19 protein-coding genes are annotated in these 16,776 nt (G+C 61.7%); all 19 read right to left on the bottom strand.

Annotated elements, in window-relative coordinates; translation table 11 throughout:
• Positions 1-14: 14 nt before the first annotated feature.
• A complete protein-coding gene (locus OEG82_RS05765; protein WP_267611478.1) occupies positions 15-1,505 on the bottom strand; it encodes a chemotaxis protein in 1,491 nt (496 codons plus the stop codon).
• Complete coding sequence (locus tag OEG82_RS05760) at positions 1,495-2,775, bottom strand: MotB family protein (protein ID WP_267611477.1); 1,281 nt, start codon at positions 2,773-2,775, stop codon at positions 1,495-1,497. Before OEG82_RS05760 ends, OEG82_RS05765 begins: the two co-directional genes overlap by 11 nt.
• The gene (locus tag OEG82_RS05755; protein WP_267611476.1) at positions 2,772-3,398 is read right to left on the bottom strand and encodes a hypothetical protein; all 627 of its coding nucleotides are present in this window, start codon (positions 3,396-3,398) and stop codon (positions 2,772-2,774) included. Before OEG82_RS05755 ends, OEG82_RS05760 begins: the two co-directional genes overlap by 4 nt.
• 308 nt (positions 3,399-3,706) lie before the next feature.
• A complete protein-coding gene (locus OEG82_RS05750) occupies positions 3,707-4,681 on the bottom strand; it encodes a flagellin N-terminal helical domain-containing protein (RefSeq protein WP_267611475.1) in 975 nt (324 codons plus the stop codon).
• A 319-nt stretch (positions 4,682-5,000) separates the two neighbouring features.
• A complete protein-coding gene (locus OEG82_RS05745; protein ID WP_267611474.1) occupies positions 5,001-5,972 on the bottom strand; it encodes a flagellin N-terminal helical domain-containing protein in 972 nt (323 codons plus the stop codon).
• Between the two features lie 263 nt (positions 5,973-6,235).
• Entirely contained in the window at positions 6,236-7,207 is a 972-nt protein-coding gene (locus OEG82_RS05740; RefSeq protein ID WP_267611473.1) for a flagellin N-terminal helical domain-containing protein, read from the bottom strand.
• Positions 7,208-7,472: 265 nt separating this feature from the next.
• Positions 7,473-8,444, bottom strand: a complete 972-nt coding sequence (locus OEG82_RS05735) for a flagellin N-terminal helical domain-containing protein (RefSeq protein ID WP_267611472.1) — start codon at positions 8,442-8,444, stop codon at positions 7,473-7,475.
• A gap of 226 nt (positions 8,445-8,670) precedes the next feature.
• Positions 8,671-9,408 carry a flagellar type III secretion system pore protein FliP gene (fliP, locus tag OEG82_RS05730; RefSeq protein WP_267611471.1) on the bottom strand — a complete coding sequence of 246 codons (738 nt, stop codon included), beginning with the start codon at positions 9,406-9,408 and terminating at the stop codon, positions 8,671-8,673.
• Positions 9,405-9,914, bottom strand: coding sequence for a flagellar basal body-associated FliL family protein (locus OEG82_RS05725; protein ID WP_267611470.1), 510 nt, complete (start codon positions 9,912-9,914; stop codon positions 9,405-9,407). The genes fliP and OEG82_RS05725 overlap by 4 nt, the downstream gene beginning before the upstream one ends.
• Positions 9,915-9,924: 10 nt before the next feature.
• Positions 9,925-10,629 carry a flagellar basal body L-ring protein FlgH gene (gene flgH, locus OEG82_RS05720; protein WP_267611469.1) on the bottom strand — a complete coding sequence of 235 codons (705 nt, stop codon included), beginning with the start codon at positions 10,627-10,629 and terminating at the stop codon, positions 9,925-9,927.
• A complete protein-coding gene (locus OEG82_RS05715) occupies positions 10,626-11,153 on the bottom strand; it encodes a MotE family protein (RefSeq protein ID WP_267611468.1) in 528 nt (175 codons plus the stop codon). The genes flgH and OEG82_RS05715 overlap by 4 nt, the downstream gene beginning before the upstream one ends.
• Positions 11,150-12,265 carry a flagellar basal body P-ring protein FlgI gene (locus OEG82_RS05710; RefSeq protein ID WP_425497632.1) on the bottom strand — a complete coding sequence of 372 codons (1,116 nt, stop codon included), beginning with the start codon at positions 12,263-12,265 and terminating at the stop codon, positions 11,150-11,152. Before OEG82_RS05710 ends, OEG82_RS05715 begins: the two co-directional genes overlap by 4 nt.
• Positions 12,266-12,303: 38 nt before the next feature.
• Positions 12,304-12,786 (bottom strand): flagellar basal body P-ring formation chaperone FlgA, encoded by a 483-nt coding sequence (flgA, locus tag OEG82_RS05705; RefSeq protein ID WP_425497549.1) that lies wholly within the window; start codon positions 12,784-12,786, stop codon positions 12,304-12,306.
• Positions 12,787-12,803: 17 nt separating this feature from the next.
• Positions 12,804-13,592 carry a flagellar basal-body rod protein FlgG gene (gene flgG / locus OEG82_RS05700; RefSeq protein WP_267611465.1) on the bottom strand — a complete coding sequence of 263 codons (789 nt, stop codon included), beginning with the start codon at positions 13,590-13,592 and terminating at the stop codon, positions 12,804-12,806.
• Positions 13,593-13,602: 10 nt separating this feature from the next.
• Positions 13,603-13,938 (bottom strand): flagellar hook-basal body complex protein FliE, encoded by a 336-nt coding sequence (gene fliE / locus OEG82_RS05695; protein ID WP_267611464.1) that lies wholly within the window; start codon positions 13,936-13,938, stop codon positions 13,603-13,605.
• Positions 13,935-14,357, bottom strand: coding sequence for a flagellar basal body rod protein FlgC (flgC, locus tag OEG82_RS05690; protein WP_267611463.1), 423 nt, complete (start codon positions 14,355-14,357; stop codon positions 13,935-13,937). The genes fliE and flgC overlap by 4 nt, the downstream gene beginning before the upstream one ends.
• Entirely contained in the window at positions 14,357-14,734 is a 378-nt protein-coding gene (gene flgB, locus OEG82_RS05685; protein WP_267611462.1) for a flagellar basal body rod protein FlgB, read from the bottom strand. The genes flgC and flgB overlap by 1 nt, the downstream gene beginning before the upstream one ends.
• A 121-nt stretch (positions 14,735-14,855) precedes the next feature.
• A complete protein-coding gene (locus tag OEG82_RS05680; RefSeq protein WP_267611461.1) occupies positions 14,856-15,413 on the bottom strand; it encodes a flagellar protein in 558 nt (185 codons plus the stop codon).
• A complete protein-coding gene (gene fliI / locus OEG82_RS05675; RefSeq protein ID WP_267614879.1) occupies positions 15,410-16,765 on the bottom strand; it encodes a flagellar protein export ATPase FliI in 1,356 nt (451 codons plus the stop codon). The genes OEG82_RS05680 and fliI overlap by 4 nt, the downstream gene beginning before the upstream one ends.
• Positions 16,766-16,776 lie beyond the last annotated feature (11 nt).

The following is a 16,776-nucleotide window of genomic DNA, read 5'->3' as shown; positions in this document are numbered from 1 at the left end:
AAAGTCCAAAGCACTCAAGACCCTTTATCCTCTTCCACTCCCTCGAGCATCTTGTCGATGCGCTCGAGCGTCTGCTTGCGATCCGAGACATATGCGCGGAACACATTGTCCTTGGCGGCGGTTTCCTCTTCCTCTGGGGAGAGCTGCGCCGTGTCATCCCCGGGATCGGGCATGCCGTCGGCGCCATCCGGAACCTGACCGGCCTCCGCCAGATCCGGTGCCTGCACATTGGGCGACAATGCTTGTGTGAAGCTGTTCGGGTCGGGTTTGCGGATCACCTCTTCGGCAATGATCACCGCGGCTGCGCGCAAGGCCTTGTCGCGCGCCGACAACTGGCGGTTGGAGACGCCGTTGATATCGGCCAGAACCGACGCGACACCATCGGTCGGGATCTTCGCCATGCCCGAGTAAAGGTCGGCCAGGGCCTGCGGCGCAATGTCGGACGGTGTGAGCAGCGCCTCGGCCTTGTCGGAGGCGATGACGGCCAGGTCGCGCAGACCGGAGATCGCCGCCTTGCGGGCAATCCGGAGATAGACTTCGCGTTTGCGCGGCGCGTCCATGAAGGACAGGATCTGGTTGAGGCGGTCTTCTCCGACCTTGTCGTAATGCAGCACCACCAGATCGACGAGAAGATCGGCATATTGCCCGGCATAGGGCGAGTTGATGAAGCGCCGGGCATAGAGCTGGGCATAGTCGAGAGCCCGCTCGACCAGGTTCTTGTTGGCCGAAATGAACAGCGACCGGCGCAGGGCTGCCTCTTCCACCAAGGTGCCCGGGGCGGCCAGCCGGGCCCAGTCGAACATGTCCAGCGCAGCGGCGTCATTGGTGGCTGCCATCACATTGGCGGCGACGAGGGTGAGATAGGGACCGATATCGGTGTCGCGATAGACCTTCACGACCTCGTCGAGCGTTGTCCGGGTCCGGGCTGCCCGCCCGCTCAGATAAGCCCGGAGCACGGTGGTCACTTCATTGTCGAAATTGCCGAACTTGTCATTGAGCGCCAGGATTTCGAGCGTTTCGGGGTTGCCGCCGCTCATGGCGTAGATCAGCGCCGCATCGACATTGCGCGGATCGTCAAACACCTTCTGTTCGGCCTGGCGCAATCGCTTGTCGATGACGCCGAGAAGATAGCGCTGCATCTCCATCGCCGAATGGTCACCCTGGACCACGCTGTCCTGCACGAATTGCAGCGAGCGCAGCAGCTTGTAGGGTTCGAGCGCCTCCATGTTGCCCGCCATCGGGAAACCGGAATCACCGGCGCCGGAGGACGGGGCCGTCACACCGATCGGCGCTTGCGCCTCGGCACCGGTGTCGTTGGCGGTTTCGGCCATGTCCGCATGCGCGTCACCGGCTTGGGCCGCATCCGCATGGGTTTCGGTCGCCGCGGCTGTATGACCGTCGGCGGCCTCGTGGCCGGACGGCTTGTCCTCTGCCAGAGCCCCATGGGCAAGCATCGCCATCAGGACGGCGAGGCTGACGGGACCTGGGCTGAACCTACGCCGCACGGTCAGCTCCCTTGGCCTCAACCAGAATTTCGATACGGCGGTTGACCTCGGAGAACGGATTTTCCGGGTCCTTGAGCCGCCGGTCGGCAAATCCCGAAACCTGGACGATCCGGTCCTCGGGCACGCCGCCGCGCACCAGCATGAACAGCGCCGAATGGGCCCGCGCCATCGACAGGCGCCAATTGTCGCCATTGCCGGTTGCGAAGGGACGCGCATCGGTGTGGCCGCGTATGGCGATCGACCCGTCCCGTTCGGAAAGGATCTGGCCAATCTTTTCCATGGCCACCACCAGGTCGCGCGCCGGGACGGCGGAACCGACATTGAACATGCCGAAATCGAGCTGGTCGGTGATCGACACCAGCAGGCCGCCTTCGGCCGGGGTCACAGAGAGCCCTTCGGCGAGCTTGCCAACCGCGCCGCCGAGCGCCCCGGCGATCTCGTTCTTGAGCACCTCGGCTTCCGCCTCGCTCTCGGCCCGTCCGGCAGCGGTCTGGTCGCCGGCATCTGCGCCGGTGCCGCCCTTGCCCGCGGTCTCGGCACTCTGCTCGCCCATCTGGCCTGCCGCAGGATTGCCGTTCTGTTCGCTCGTCATCTGGTTGCCAAGTTCGTCAACGGCATCGGCGGAAGCGAGGTTTTGCTCAAAACCGTCCGCCCGGACCATTGCCTGGCTTTCCTCGAGCGCCTTGCGCTCCTGTTCGATCTGCTTGGACCAGAAATCCGGGTCGAACGGGTCGCGATAGGCTTCGCCGCCGTTGGCTCCGGTCGCGGGACCGGAATCCGCCGCGCCGCCGTCGCCTTTCGAGGAGACATTTGTCTCGGTTCCGGTTTCCATGGCGATTTCGGCCAGCACGGAATAGGGATTTTCGAAATAGTCGGCTTCGGAATAGGATTCCTTTTCGCCGATGGTGGTGTTGTCCTTGTCGCCGGCCTCGCCATCCTGGCCATTGCTGGTGACATCGCCGTCGGCTTCGGATTTCGGCGCGCTGGATTCGCCTTCCGAGCTGTTTCCGACTTCCTTGATGCCACGGTCGGTCGGCCGGTCATCCATCAGCTTGATCGGGTTGAAATAGCTGGCCACAGAGGCCTTGGTTTCCTCATTGGCGGCATTGACCAGCCACATCACGAGGAAGAACGCCATCATCGCGGTCATGAAGTCGGCATAGGCGATCTTCCAGGCGCCGCCATGGGCGCCGTCGTGATCGCCGCCGTGGCGCCGCTTGACGATGATGATTTCGTTCTTGCCCTGATGGGTGGATGAACCGTCACTCATGAAAGGTTCTCCGCAAGCGCCTGGGTCCAGTCCGATATCCGGCTGGCAAAGCGGGTCCGGTCGACCTCGATTTCAACATCGACGCCGTCAGTCTCGCGCACCGTGAGCCTGTCGGCCTCCGCGCCGATGAGATCGCGCAAGGCGGTGGTGACGCCTTCGGGACCGGAGACGGATATCCTGGCGGCATTTTCGAGCGCGAGGATGGTGCGGATCTCGGCAGCCAGACCTTCGAGGATGCGAGCGCGTATGGTCTCGTCGATCAGCGGCGCCAGCACGGCTTCGACATCGCCGGCCACCTGTTCGGCAATTCCGGCGCTGCGGGCGGCGATCGCGTCCGGTATCGTCCGGGCTGCCAGCATTTCGAGTTCGGTCCGCAGGGCGGAGAGCTCTTCCGCATGGCGGCTCTTTTCCGCCTGCATGGCCAGGTCGAGGCTCTGGGTCAGCTCCGCGCGTGCAGCCGCCTCGCCTTCGGCCCTCGCTTCGGCGCGCAGGGCTTCGAGATCGATTTCGGGTCCACGCTCAGGCTCCGGTGCGGTTTCCGGGCGATTGCGCCGGGCGGCATGAAGACTGTTGATGCCGGAGACCTCGAAGTCCGGCAGAAGCCGGGCAAGACTGGCCGTCATGATCGTCTCCGATTGATCTCGGTGAATGGCGATGACCGGTTCAATGTCTTTCCCTTCGAAAGGCGAAGGCGGGAACGGCAGGGTTCAACCGTGCCGTCACGCGCCGCCCATACCTAAAGAGCAAAACTTGTGTGAGCATGAACGATGGGCCGCATCCGTGGAGCGGCAGAGATCGAGCGTGCCCAAATAGCCGCTGGACCGCACCAAGGGCAATATTGGTGCGGTCCAGCTGATCCGCCATGACCGATGACCGGCGGCACAGCAGAATTCGGTAATTGATTTCGCTCACCACGGGAGCGAGCCCAGGCTTACTGCTGGAAGAGCGACAGGATGTTTTGCGAATTGGAGTTGGCGATCGAGAGAGACTGGATGCCCAGCTGCTGCTGAGTCTGCAGCGCCTTCAACCGGGTCGACTCCTCGTTCATGTCGGCGTCAACCAAGCGGCCGACCCCCTTGTCGATGGAATCCATCAGATTGGCGACAAAGTCTTCCTGCATCGAGACACGCTTGCTGATCGCACCCAGATTGGAAGCGGCATCGGTCATCTGGCTGAGGATGGAATCAACCACCCGAACCATGTCTTCCACCTCGGCGTCCGATGTCGTCGCAGTCAGCGTGATTGCCGCGCCGGCAGCGCTGGTGCCGGTTGTGGAACCGGTGTCGATGAGGAAGTAGTTCCGGGCAGTACCGGTAGCGTTCGCATCCAGCGCATCGGCATTGATATCCTTGGTCAAGATGCCAAGGCTCTCGTTGTTCTCACCGATCATGGTGATGCTGCTGACGTTGACATCGAGCGTGGTGATCGTCACCAGACCGTTGACGTCGCGGTTGAAGCCGCCGACGATCGATTTGGTACCGGCTGCCGTGAGGGCCGAGTTGTTGAGCCAGTTCTCACCGGAGAACGAGGCTGATTCGGCGATCGACTGAAGCTGGTTCTTGAGCTCGGTGAGCTCCTTGTCGATCTTGGTCTTGTCAACACCAGGCTCGCGAGCCGCAACCAGCTTGGCCTTGATTTCAGAGATCACGTCAATGGAACTGTTCATCGCGGTGTAGGCGATGTCCACCTTTGCGGCGCCGAGGCCAAGAGCGTCTTTCACGGTTGAAAGTGCCTTGTTGTCCGATCGCATGGTCGTTGCGATCGACCAATAGGCCGCATTGTCGCCGGCATTCTCGACGCGGAAGCCCGAAGACACCCGCGCCTGGGTCGTTTCCATATCGGTATTGATTGTACGAAGTGTCTGCAGCGCGGCCATAGCGGCTGCATTGGTCATAATACTGGTCATAATAAGTGCCCCATAAATTGCCCAGGGACATACCGGCCTGTGTGTTCCGGTTACGGTGATCTTGCATCATGCAACCCGGAGCAGACATTGCCCATGCGTTCCGGTTCACCGTTGGTAACTAAGAGGTAAACGCTTATGGTTAACCAACAGTTAATTCAACCCCTTGTTAATGGAATAGAGTTCGATCGGGCAAAAAAACCGGTGCGATATCCGGTGGGCCGCGCGCGCCAACGCAAACAGGCCGCATCGTTTCCGATGCGGCCTGTATTCGTTCGGCTGATCAGGAACCACCCGAAGGCGGTTCCGGTCCGGCGCGATCTTAACGGAAGAGCGACAGAATGCTCTCCGAGCTGGAATTGGCGATCGACAGTGACTGAATGCCGAGCTGCTGCTGGGTCTGCAGCGCCTTGAGCCGGGTCGATTCCTCGTTCATGTCGGCGTCCACCAGACGGCCGACCCCCTTGTCGATGGAGTCCATCAGGTTGGAGACGAAGTCTTCCTGCATCGAGACACGGCTGTTGACCGCACCGAGATTGGAAGCCGCATCGGTCATCTGGGTGAACATCGAGTCCACCGCGCGGATCATGTCTTCGACCTGGGCATCGGTTGTCGTTGAGGTCAGCGCGATTTCCGTGCCGGCAGCCGACGTACCGGTGGTCGCACCGGTGTCGATCAGGAAGTAGTTCCGGGCAGTGCCGGTTCCGTTTGCGTCCAGTGCATCGGCATCGATGTCCTTGGTCAGAATGCCGAGGCTTTCATTGGCAGCACCGATCAGCGTCGTCGACGTGGTGTTGACGTCCAGCGTCGTGATGCTCACCAGTCCGGCCGAATCCCGGTTGAAGCCGCCAACGATGTTCTTGGTGCCGGATGCGGTTGTTTCGGTGTTGTTGAGCCAGTTTTCACCGGAGAAGGAGGCCGATTCGGCAATGGAGACCAGCTGGTTCTTGAGCTCGGTCAGTTCCTTGTCGATCTTGGTCTTGTCGACGCCGGGTTCGCGGGCCGCAACCAGCTTGGCCTTGATTTCGGACACCACGTCGATGGCCGATTCCATGCCGGTATAGGCAACGTCGACCTTGGCGGCGCCGAGACCGAGCGCGTCCTTGACCGTCGACAACGCCTTGTTGTCGGACCGCATGGTGGTGGCAATGGACCAATAGGCCGAGTTGTCAGACGCATCCTCAACGCGATAGCCCGACGAGACACGGCTTTGCGTGGTCTCCATTTCGGAATTGATCGAACGAAGGGTCTGGAGCGCCGACATCGCGGCGGAGTTGGTCATGATGCTTGTCATTGTGGTGTCCCTTTAGACAGCGATACGTGGGACATGCCGGGCTCAAAAACCGGCAATGACGGCAAGGCTTCATGCCCGTCGCCACCGGCTTACCCCGATCAGCGACCCGTCACTTCATAGGCAGGAGAATGAAGCGTTAAGGTTACAGAAGTTTTAACCGCCAACCATTTGCATTAATTATCTTTTCACCAAACCAAAACACGCCGGGGATTGCTCCCCGGCGTGTGATGAAATCCAGTCTCAACTGGCGCCTGAGCTCGCTCTTAACGGAAGAGCGACAGGATGCTTTCCGAGTTGGAATTGGCGATCGACAGTGACTGGATGCCAAGCTGCTGCTGGGTCTGCAGCGCCTTGAGCCGGGTCGATTCCTCGTTCATGTCGGCATCCACCAGACGGCCGACGCCCTGGTCGATGGAATCCATCAGGTTGGAGACGAAGTCTTCCTGCATCGAGACGCGGCTGTTGACCGCACCGAGATTGGAAGCCGCATCGGTCATCTGGGTGAACATCGAGTCCACCGCACGGATCATGTCCTCGACTTCGGCGTCGGTTGTGGTGGATGTCAAGGCGATTGCATCGCCCGAAGCCGTGGTACCCGTGGTCGAACCGGTGTCGATCAGGAAGTAGTTCCGGGCCGTACCGGTACCGTTTGCGTCCAGCGCATCGGCATCGATGTCCTTGGTCAGGATGCCGAGGCTTTCATTGGCAGCACCGATCAGCGTCGTCGACGTGGTGTTGACGTCGAGCGTGGTGATGCTCACCAGTCCGTCCGAATCCCGGTTGAAGCCGCCGACGATGTTCTTGGTGCCGGATGCGGTTGTTTCGGTGTTGTTGAGCCAGTTTTCACCGGAGAAGGAGGCCGATTCAGCAATCGAGACCAGCTGGTTCTTGAGCTCGGTGAGTTCCTTGTCGATCTTGGTCTTGTCGACGCCGGGCTCGCGGGCAGCAACCAGCTTGGCCTTGATCTCGGAAACGACATCGATGGCCGATTCCATGCCGGTATAGGCAACGTCGACTTTCGCGGCGCCAAGGCCGAGAGCGTCCTTGACGGTCGACAGAACCTTGTTGTCGGACCGCATGGTGGTGGCGATGGACCAATAGGCCGAGTTGTCGGATGCACTCTCAACGCGATAACCCGAAGACACGCGGCTCTGCGTGGTTTCCATGTCGGAATTGATCGAACGAAGTGTCTGGAGCGCCGACATGGCGGCGGAGTTGGTCATAATACTAGTCATGGTGGTGTCCCTTTAGACAGCGATACGTGGGACATACCGGGCTCAAACAACCGGCAACGACGGCAAGGCTTCATGCTCGTCGCCGTCGGCTTACTCCGATCAACGACCCGTCATTCATTGACGGCAAAATGACCGATTATGGTTACCGAAGATTTAAGCGGGAAACCAGATTGCAGATTTTCACGGAGCTGGAACGAAAACACGCCGGGGATTGCTCCCCGGCGTGTGATCAAGTTCCAGTCTCAACTGGTGTCTGGCGTGGCCCTTAACGGAACAGCGACAGGATGTTCTGCGAGCTGGAGTTGGCAATCGACAGCGACTGAATACCAAGCTGCTGCTGTGTCTGCAGAGCCTTCAGGCGGGTCGATTCCTCGTTCATGTCGGCATCCACCAGACGGCCAACGCCCTTGTCGATGGAGTCGCGCAGGTTGGAGACGAAGTCTTCCTGCATCGAGATCCGGCTGTTGACCGCACCGAGGTTGGCTGCTGCGTCGGTCATCTGGGTGAACATCGAGTCCACCGCGCGGATCATGTCCTCGACCTGGGCATCGGTTGTCGTGGAGGTCAGCGAGATTTCCGTGCCGGAAGCCGTCGTACCCGTGGTCGAACCGGTGTCGATCAGGAAGTAGTTCCGGGCCGTACCGGTACCGTTCGCATCCAGCGCATCGGCATCGATGTCCTTGGTCAGGATACCGAGGCTTTCGTTGGCAGCACCGATCAGCGTTGTCGACGTGGTGTTGACATCAAGCGTGGTCAACTTGACCAGTCCGGCCGAATCCCGGTTGAAGCCGCCGACGATGTTCTTGGTGCCGGATGCGGTTGTTTCGGAGTTGTTGAGCCAGTTTTCACCGGAGAACGAGGCCGATTCCGCAACGGACTGGAGCTGGTTCTTGAGCTCGGTCAGTTCCTTGTCGATCTTGGTCTTGTCAACACCAGGCTCGCGGGCCGCAACCAGCTTTGCCTTGATTTCGGAGACCACGTCGATGGCCGATTCCATACCGGTATAGGCAACGTCGACCTTCGCGGCACCAAGGCCGAGAGCGTCCTGAACGGTCGACAGCGCCTTGTTGTCGGAACGCATCGTGGTGGCGATGGACCAATAGGCGGAGTTGTCGGCCGCAGAGCTGACCTTGTAACCGGATGAAATGCTGGCCTGGGTGGTTTCCATGTCGGAATTGATCGAACGAAGGGTCTGCAGGGCAGACATCGCCGAAGCGTTTGTCATGATACTTGTCATAGGATTGTCCCTTATGATTACGCAAAACTAAAGCGGGACATACCGGGCTTATGTATTTACCGGTCACGGCGTTTCGGCATCATGCCTGTCGGAACCCACTCGCTTCACGAAGGGGTTCCTTCCCGTCGTGCTGGAGTTACATATAACGAGGATCGGCTTTCGAATAGATAATATGGCCGTCGAAAGCGGATTCAAATTAAGTACGGTTAACAGGGGTTTAAGCTGCTCAGACGAAAGATCGAACGAGACTGCCCACCAGCAGGTTCCAGCCATCGATCAAGACAAAGAACAGGATCTTGAACGGAAGCGATATGGCGGTGGGGGGAAGCATCATCATGCCCATGGACATGGTGATGGTGGCGACGACGAGGTCGATGACCAGAAACGGCAGGACCACGAGGAAGCCGATTTCGAAGCCGCGGCGGATCTCGGAGATCATGAAGGCAGGCACAAGCACCCGCAAATCGATCTTGCCTTCGGACTGGGTCGCCTGGCCGCGCTCGGCGGCGATATCGATGAACAGCGACACATCCTTGGGCCGGGCGTTGACCAGCATGAACTCGCGAAACGGATCGGCGATCAGCGGAATCGCTTCCTGTTCGGTGATCTGGTTTTCCAGAAGCGGGTTGATGCCGTTTTCCCAGGCCCGATCAAAGGTCGGGGCCATGACATAGAAGGTCATGAACAAAGCGAGGCTGACCAGGATCATGTTGGCCGGTGTCGTGGCCAGGCCCATGCCCGAGCGCAAAATGGCAAAGGCAATGATGAAGCGCGGGAAGCTGGTCACCATGATCAGGATGCCGGGCGCGACCGAGAGCACGGTCAGCAGGCCGAATGTCCGGATGATCCAGCTGGCAACGGAACCGTCCACCGGCACCTGCAGCAGGCTCGGATCGATGGCCTGTCCATGGGCCGCGGTTGCGAATGCCATCATGGCCGCAAAGACTGGTAAGAAACGGATCATTCGATCACAAAAGTCCTCATGAGGATGTCGCTGACGCGGCCTTTGGAGCGGAGCCTGACCCGTTCGCCCAGGTCCTGGCGCAAATACTGGAAGCCGCGCGGCCCCTCGATCTGTTGAAGCGAGACGGTCCGCAGATAGGCCATGATGTCCTGCTGGATCACATCGGCCATTTCAATGTCGGGATCACCCTCGAAGACGAGCGAGAGTTCGACCCGGATCCAGTTCTCTGACGGGTATGACAGATTTGTGGTGATCGGTTCGAGCTGAAGCAGGTTTTCCCGGGGTTTGGCTTCCTCGTCCTCCCCCTCCTTCTTTGCGTCTTCCTCGTGGGACGCAGCCTCGGCGGTCTCCTCGGGCTCGGCCACCTGCGGCGCCAGGATGCCGCCCAGCATCCAGCCGCCGCCACCGGCGACGAGGCTGAGCACGGCCACGACCGCAAGCGTGACGATCATGGTCTTCTTGGATTTGCCCTTGCCTCCGTCATCGTCTTCTTCGGTGTCAGCCATGGTCAGCTCGTCAGATCGGAGAATAGATGTCGACGAGCTGCTGCCCGACCGGAGGCTGCTGCACTTCGGTCAACCGGCCGCGGCCGCCATAGGACACCCGCGCTTCGGCGATCTTGTCATAGGCAACCGTATTGTTGTGATCGACGTCGAGCGGACGCACGATGCCGGCCACGTTGAGGATCCGCAGCTCGTGATTGACCCGCACCTCCTGGCTGCCGCTGATGACCAGATTGCCATTTTGCAAAATGCCGGTGACGACTGCGGCGATCCGCAGATTGAGCTGTTCGGACCGCGCCGTGGTGCCCTGGCCCTTGGTCGAGGTGTTGGAGCCGTAATCGAGATCGCCGCTGCCGACTGCGCCGATGAGCGGAATGTTGATGGCGGCGTTGATGCCGCTGGAATTGTTGCGGCTGCGGTCGGTTTCGTTGTCGAAACTTGCCTTGTCGTTGATTTCGAGATCAACCGTGAGAATGTCGCCGACGCTGACAGCGCGCGCATCCTGGAACAGTTTCGAGCTGCGATCGTCCCACAGCGAGAAGCTGCTGGAGCGCTGCGGCGGCTGTTTTGGATAGGCGGCCATCTGCGGCGTCTCGCCATAGGTCAGCCCGGTGCCGACCGGGCTCATCGACGGCGCCTTGCCGACTTCCTGCAGGGTCTGGGAGCCGCATCCGGCAAGCGAAAGGGCAATGGCGGTCAAGGCGATGGCCCTTATCATGACGGATCCTCGGGTTGGTCTGGTGCTGCGGCGCTGGCGATGATGCCGGCCAGGCCGGCCGCCATCTTGGAATCCATCTCGTTGAGGATCTGGCTGGCAAGCCGCGGGCTGAGTTTCATGATGATTGCCGCAGACACCTGCGGGGCAATGATCTCGAGCTGTTCGGCGGCGGCGTCAGGCCGCATGTTCTTGTAGATGTCGACAAGCTGGGATTCGGCGACGCGCATGAACTCCTCGCGCTTTTCCAGCCATTCCTTGTATTTGATCGAGCGCTCGTCCAGCCGCAGGATGCGCTCGTCGACGCCGGCTTGCAGCTCTTCGAGTTCCTTCTTCTGGATCAGGTAGCGCTGGTCCCGCGCCGCGTCGGCGATGTTGCCGCAAAACGAGCGGATCTCGTCTTCCATCGACTGCGGCGGCGCCTGCTGGGCAAGAGCGCCCGGCGCAAGCATGGCCAGCGCCATGGCGGCGACAACGCCAAAGCGGGGAAAGGGCCGCGTGCGGCCGGCGGGATGTTCAGTGGTCATTGCAGCACCAGTTCAGCATGCAGGGCACCGGCTGACTTGATGCCCTGGAGGATGGCGATGATGCCGTCAGGCTTGACGCCGATCGAATTCAGGCCGGCGACGAGCGTGCGCAGGTCCGGGCCATCGATGATGGCGACCTTGCCGCCGTCGACGCCCGCGGTGATGTCGGTCAGAGGCTCGACCGCCGTCACGCCCTCGGAGAACGGGGCGGGCTGCACGACGGTCGGCGTTTCGTTGATCTGCACCGTCAGCGTGCCATGGGTGACGGCCACCTGGGACACGCGCACATCGCTGCCAATGACGATGGTGCCGGTGCGCTCGTTGATGACCACCCGCGCCGGCGTGTCGGTCTCGACGATCAGGCCCTCGAGCTCCGCCGTAAGGCGGGCAAGATCGGCGGCCTTGGGCTTGCTCACCGCGACGGTGGTGGAATCGCGCGCCTCGGCGATGGCGCCGCCGTAGCGGGCTTCGGCATAGGCATTGATCACATCGGCCATGCCGACCGCGGTGGAAAAGTCGGGATTGCGAAGCTGGAAGACGAGACCGCCGACTTCCTTGAATTTTGCCGGGATCTCGCGCTCGATGATGCCGCCGCCGGGCAACCGTCCCGCGGTGGTGATCCCCTGCTGCAAGGTGGCGGCGTCGCCTTCTGCCGAGACGCCCGAAACCACGATGGAGCCCTGGGCAACCGCATAGATCTGCCCGTCCGCACCCGACAGCGAGGTCATCACCAAGGTGCCGCCGCGCAAGGAGGTGGCGTCGCCCAGCGACGAGACCGTGACATCGATGCGGGAACCGAGACTGGCAAAGGGCGGCAGATTGGCAGTGACAATGACGGCGGCGACATTGTTGGCGCGCGAGGAGCCGCCTTCGGTCGAAATGCCGAGATTTTGCAGCATGGCGCGCAGCGACTGTTCGGTGAAGGGCGAATTGCGCAGGCCGTCACCGGTGCCCTGCAGTCCGACGACAAGACCATAGCCGATGAGCTGGTTGTCGCGCGCGGCCTGCAGCGAGGCAATGTCCTTGATGCGCGAGGCGGCGCCAGCGGGCTGCACGAAGGAAAACCCCGGCTCCGGGGTCAGATAGGAACCAGAGCCGGCCAGGCAGAGCATGGCGGCCCAGACAGCGGCAATCTTGGCTAGTCTGCGGATCATTGCGTCGCCACCCGCACGCTGCCATCGCCCAGCACCGTGCCGGAAATGATGACGCCGGTCTCGACATTGCGGACGCGGATGAAATCGCCGACCGCTGCGTTTTCGAGCGGCGTTCCGACAGCTGTGATGATCAGACCGCCGCCGGCAAAGATCAACGGCACCGTGGCGCCGCGCTCGACCGCCCAGGCATCGCGCAAGGCGCCGACGGGAATGGTGCGTCCGGGCAACAGGGTGCGTGTGGTGACCTTGCCCAGGACCTCTTCGGTGACCGCGGCGTAGCCGGCGCGAAGGTTGGGATTGGTAACCACGACTTCCCGCACCAGCTCGGCAAGAAGCTCCTCGCCGGGATAGATGGTTCGTTCCGGCACCACGGCAGTGCCCTGCCCTGCCTGCCCTGCGGCAACACCGCAAAACATGCTGAGGATGACGACCGCTGCGCGCAGAAAACCGGGCAAAGGCAATGTTTGGCCAAACGTCATGTTCGCCACGTCCTTTGCTATCTGAGGTTCTTGGAAACGACAGAGGCCATTTCATCGGCGGCCTGAATGATTTTCGAATTCATCTCGTAGGCGCGCTGCGCCGAGATCAGGTCGGTGATTTCCTTGACGGGATCCACATTGGAAGCTTCCAGATAGCCTTGCTGGATATGCGCAAAGCCCGGATCTTCCGGCACGCCGACATTGGCGGGGCCCGAGGCCGGGGTTTCGCGGAACAGATTGTCGCCGAGAGGCTCGAGGCCTGCCTCGTTGACGAAATTTGCGATCGTCAACTGTCCCAGATCCTGCATCTCGACTTCGTTGCCGATGCGGGCAAAGACCTGTCCGGTGCGGCTGATGACGACTTCGCTGGCGTCGTCGGGAAAGGTCACGCCGGGGACGACGGTGTAACCGTCGATGGTGACGAGCTGGCCTTCGGCATTGGTGTTGAAGGCTCCGGCGCGGGTATACTGGGTTTCGCCATCGGGGGTTTCGACCTGGAACCAGCCGCGGCCGACAAGGGCGAGATCGAGCTTGTTGGAGGTTCCCACCAGCGTTCCCTGGATATGCAGGTTTCGAACCGCGGAGGTCTGCACGCCAAGTCCGACATGGGCGCCTTCGGGCACGATAGCCTGGTTGGACGCATTGGCCACGCCGGCATTGCGTTCGACCTGGTACAACAGATCGGAGAATTCGGCACGGGCCCGCTTGAAGCCGGTGGTGTTGATGTTCGCCACGTTGTTGGCGATCACCTCGAGATTGAGCTGCTGGGCGTTCATGCCGGTTGCTGCGATGGCCAATGCCTTCATGGCGATTTCCTTAGATTTGCATACGGGCGATTTCGAGATAGGCGGTGACCAGCTTGTCGCGGATCGCAACGGCGGTCTGCAGGGACTGTTCGGCGGACATGATCGAGTCAACGACGTCACGGGTCGGCACCTCACCGCGCACGGCGGCGAGCGAATTGGTTTCGGCGACCCTGAGATTGCCCATCACGCCCTGGCCAAGTGACGCCATGACATCGGCGAATGAATTGGCTGGCGTTGCGCCCTGCGACAACGGCATCTGCGGCATGGCCGCCGCGGCCGCCAAATCGGTGTCGGCCGATCCGGAGAGTTGCTGCAGCGCGCTGGTGGCTCCAACCATACCGATCATTGTGCCCTCAGCAGGTCAATTGTCATGGAAACCAGTTCACGGGTCTGCTTGACGGTCTGAAGATTGGCTTCATAGGTCCGGTTGGCTTCGCGCATGTCGGCCAGTTCGATCAGCACATTGACGTTGGGCAGTTTGACCATGCCCTTCTCGTCGGCTGCGGGATTGCCCGGATCATATTCGACGTTGAAGTCGCCCTGGTCGTAATCGATCCTGCTGACCTTGGCCGTCGACGCGCCGATGGAGCGGTCGAGCTCCCAGGCGAAGCTGATGGTCTTGCGGCGATAGGCGTCGGCACCCGGCGTGTCACCGGTCGACTGCGAGTTGGCAAGGTTTTCCGACAGGATGCGCATGCGCGTTTCCTGAACATCGAGGCCCGAGGACGCGATGCGCGATGCCAGTGAGAGCGGGTCGACTACCATCAGCGCCTCACAGTCAGAAGCATCATCCGGTGAAAGGATTTCACCATCCCGGTGTTGAGCTCGTACATGCGCTTGATTTCTCCTGTCTTGGACATCTCGTCGGGCAGATTGACGGAATTGCCCGACGGCAGGACCTCGATCTCATCGCCGCTTCCGTCCTGGACGGAACTGCGCAAGGCATCTTCCTGGATGTGACCGGGATGGGTTGCAGCCATGCGTGTTCCGGTCTGCTCGAGAACAGCCTGAAAGGCCGCCACTTCACGCGTCGCGTAGCCGGGCGTGTTGGCATTGGCAATGTTTCCGGCGACAACGCTTTGGCGCACCGAAAGCCAGTGCGCTTGCTTGGATGTCAGTTCGAAAAGCTGAATCGGTTGCATGGCATGTCCTCGTCCTGTGCAAGTCTTGAGGCTATGCGATCAATCTTGTGCGTGCCTTGCGGTCAGCGCCCTGGCGCTTGCGGGCAGCGGAGCCGGCGCCACACCGGGCGCAGGCCGGCAATCAGCGCTCTATCACGTCGCCATTGGACGTGACGATCACCCAGCTGCCTTCGCGCTCTTCCAATCTTGCGAGGCGGGAATTGTCCGGCAGCACCGACCCGATGCGGACAATATACATGCCGGTCTTGTCTTCGATCAGCGCCCGTCCATTGGCCACGTGCAGCAACCGGTAGCGTGGGTTGCCCGGAAAAGACAGGTTGGGGTCTTCGCCGGCGGCGGCGCCAAGGGATTTCGGCGCGGCTTCGGAACCAGGTACGGTCGCGGTGGTGATCGGGTCAAAGGCGGAGGCCGGCGCCGGTCCGTTCCTGGTGGCCGGAATCGCCAGCGGCGAGACATTGACCATGGCCCGGCCGTCGATATCCGGCAGATCCCGGGTTTCGGTATAGCCCATCGGCGCGATGCCGAAGCTTTCCTGATTGAAGAAGACGTACCAGGGAAAGAACGCTGCCGCAGTGGCAAGCAGAAAGCCGGTGACAACAAAGACGCGATCGCCCGTCTGCCGCCTGCGCGCCGGACCGGGTTCGGGTGCTTCCTCTTCGATATCCGTCTGGTCGGTCACGGTCGGGTCCTTTCCTTGCCGGGCGGGGTGGCGGGGATGCCGGCGGCGGCCTTCATCGCATCGGCAAGTTCGGCGAATGCATCCAGGCTGGCCGGCTGTTCAGGTGTCTGGCGCAAGGTCTCGTAGATAACCGGCGCCTGTTTGATGGCCATGTCGAGCTCGGCATCCGAACCGGCCCGGTAACCGCCGATCAGGCGCAGATCGCGGGTTTCCTCATAACGGTGGATCAGCGCCTTGAGCCGCATCACCAGTTTCTCCTCGTCGCCGCGCCAGGCCTTGCGGGCAAGACGGGAGATCGAGGTCAGCGGATTGACCGGCGGGTAGCGGCCCTCGTCGGCTAGGGCCCGGTCGAGCACGAGATGGCCATCGAGGATGCCGCGGGCGGAATCGGCCACCGGGTCATTGTGGTTGTCGCCATCGACCAGGATCGAGACGATGGCGGTGATCGCGCCGGCCCCTTCCGGTCCGGGACCTGCGCGTTCCAGCAGGCCGGGCAAGGCGGTAAACACCGAAGCGGGATAACCGCGGGCGACCGGAGGCTCGCCTGCCGCCATGCCGATCTCGCGCAGGGCATGGGCGAAACGGGTCAGGCTGTCGACAATCAGAAGGACGTTCTCGCCGCTGTCGCGAAAATGCTCGGCAATGGCCATTGCCGTCAGCGGCGCCAGCTTGCGCAGCATCGGGCTTTCGTCGCTGGTGGCGACGACGGCGACGGTCTTGGCCATGTTCGGGCCAAGCGTGTCCTCGATGAATTCGCGGACCTCGCGGCCACGTTCGCCGACCAGTGCGACCACTGCCCGGTCGAAATCGGCGGCCTTGGCAAACATCGACAGCAGCGTCGATTTTCCGACTCCGGAACCGGCAAAGACGCCGAGCCGCTGGCCCTGGCAGATCGGGGTGAAGACATCGATGACCCGCACGCCGGTACGCAATGGCTTGTCGACCCGCTGCCGCGTCATCGAGGCCGGCGGCGAGCCGGTCACGGCCCGCGGCGTGTCGCCTTGCAGCATGGGACCGAGCCCGTCGACCGGTTCGCCGAGAGAATTGATGGTGCGTCCGCACCAGGAGGCGTCAGGCGAGAGCCGGAATGCGCCCTTGCGCCAGACCCGCTCGCCGATACTGGCCTGGGACGAGCCGTCGACCGGGCAGGCAATCAGCTCTTCCGCGCCGAGACTGATCACTTCCGCCAGCTTGAGCGTTCCGTCACGCCGGAAGGACAGGAAATCGCCGATCCGGACATGGCGCGACAGGCCGGCCACGACGCAGCGGCCCGGCGACACCGAGGTGACGGTGCCCGACACGTCATAGCCGCCATCGGGCCGGGAGAATTCGCGCACCCCCTGCGCAAGCATGGCAAGGCTTT

The sequence above is a fragment of the Hoeflea ulvae genome (assembly GCF_026619435.1).
Classification (GTDB): domain Bacteria; phylum Pseudomonadota; class Alphaproteobacteria; order Rhizobiales; family Rhizobiaceae; genus Hoeflea; species Hoeflea ulvae.
This window is presented reverse-complemented; position numbering and strand designations above follow the sequence as displayed.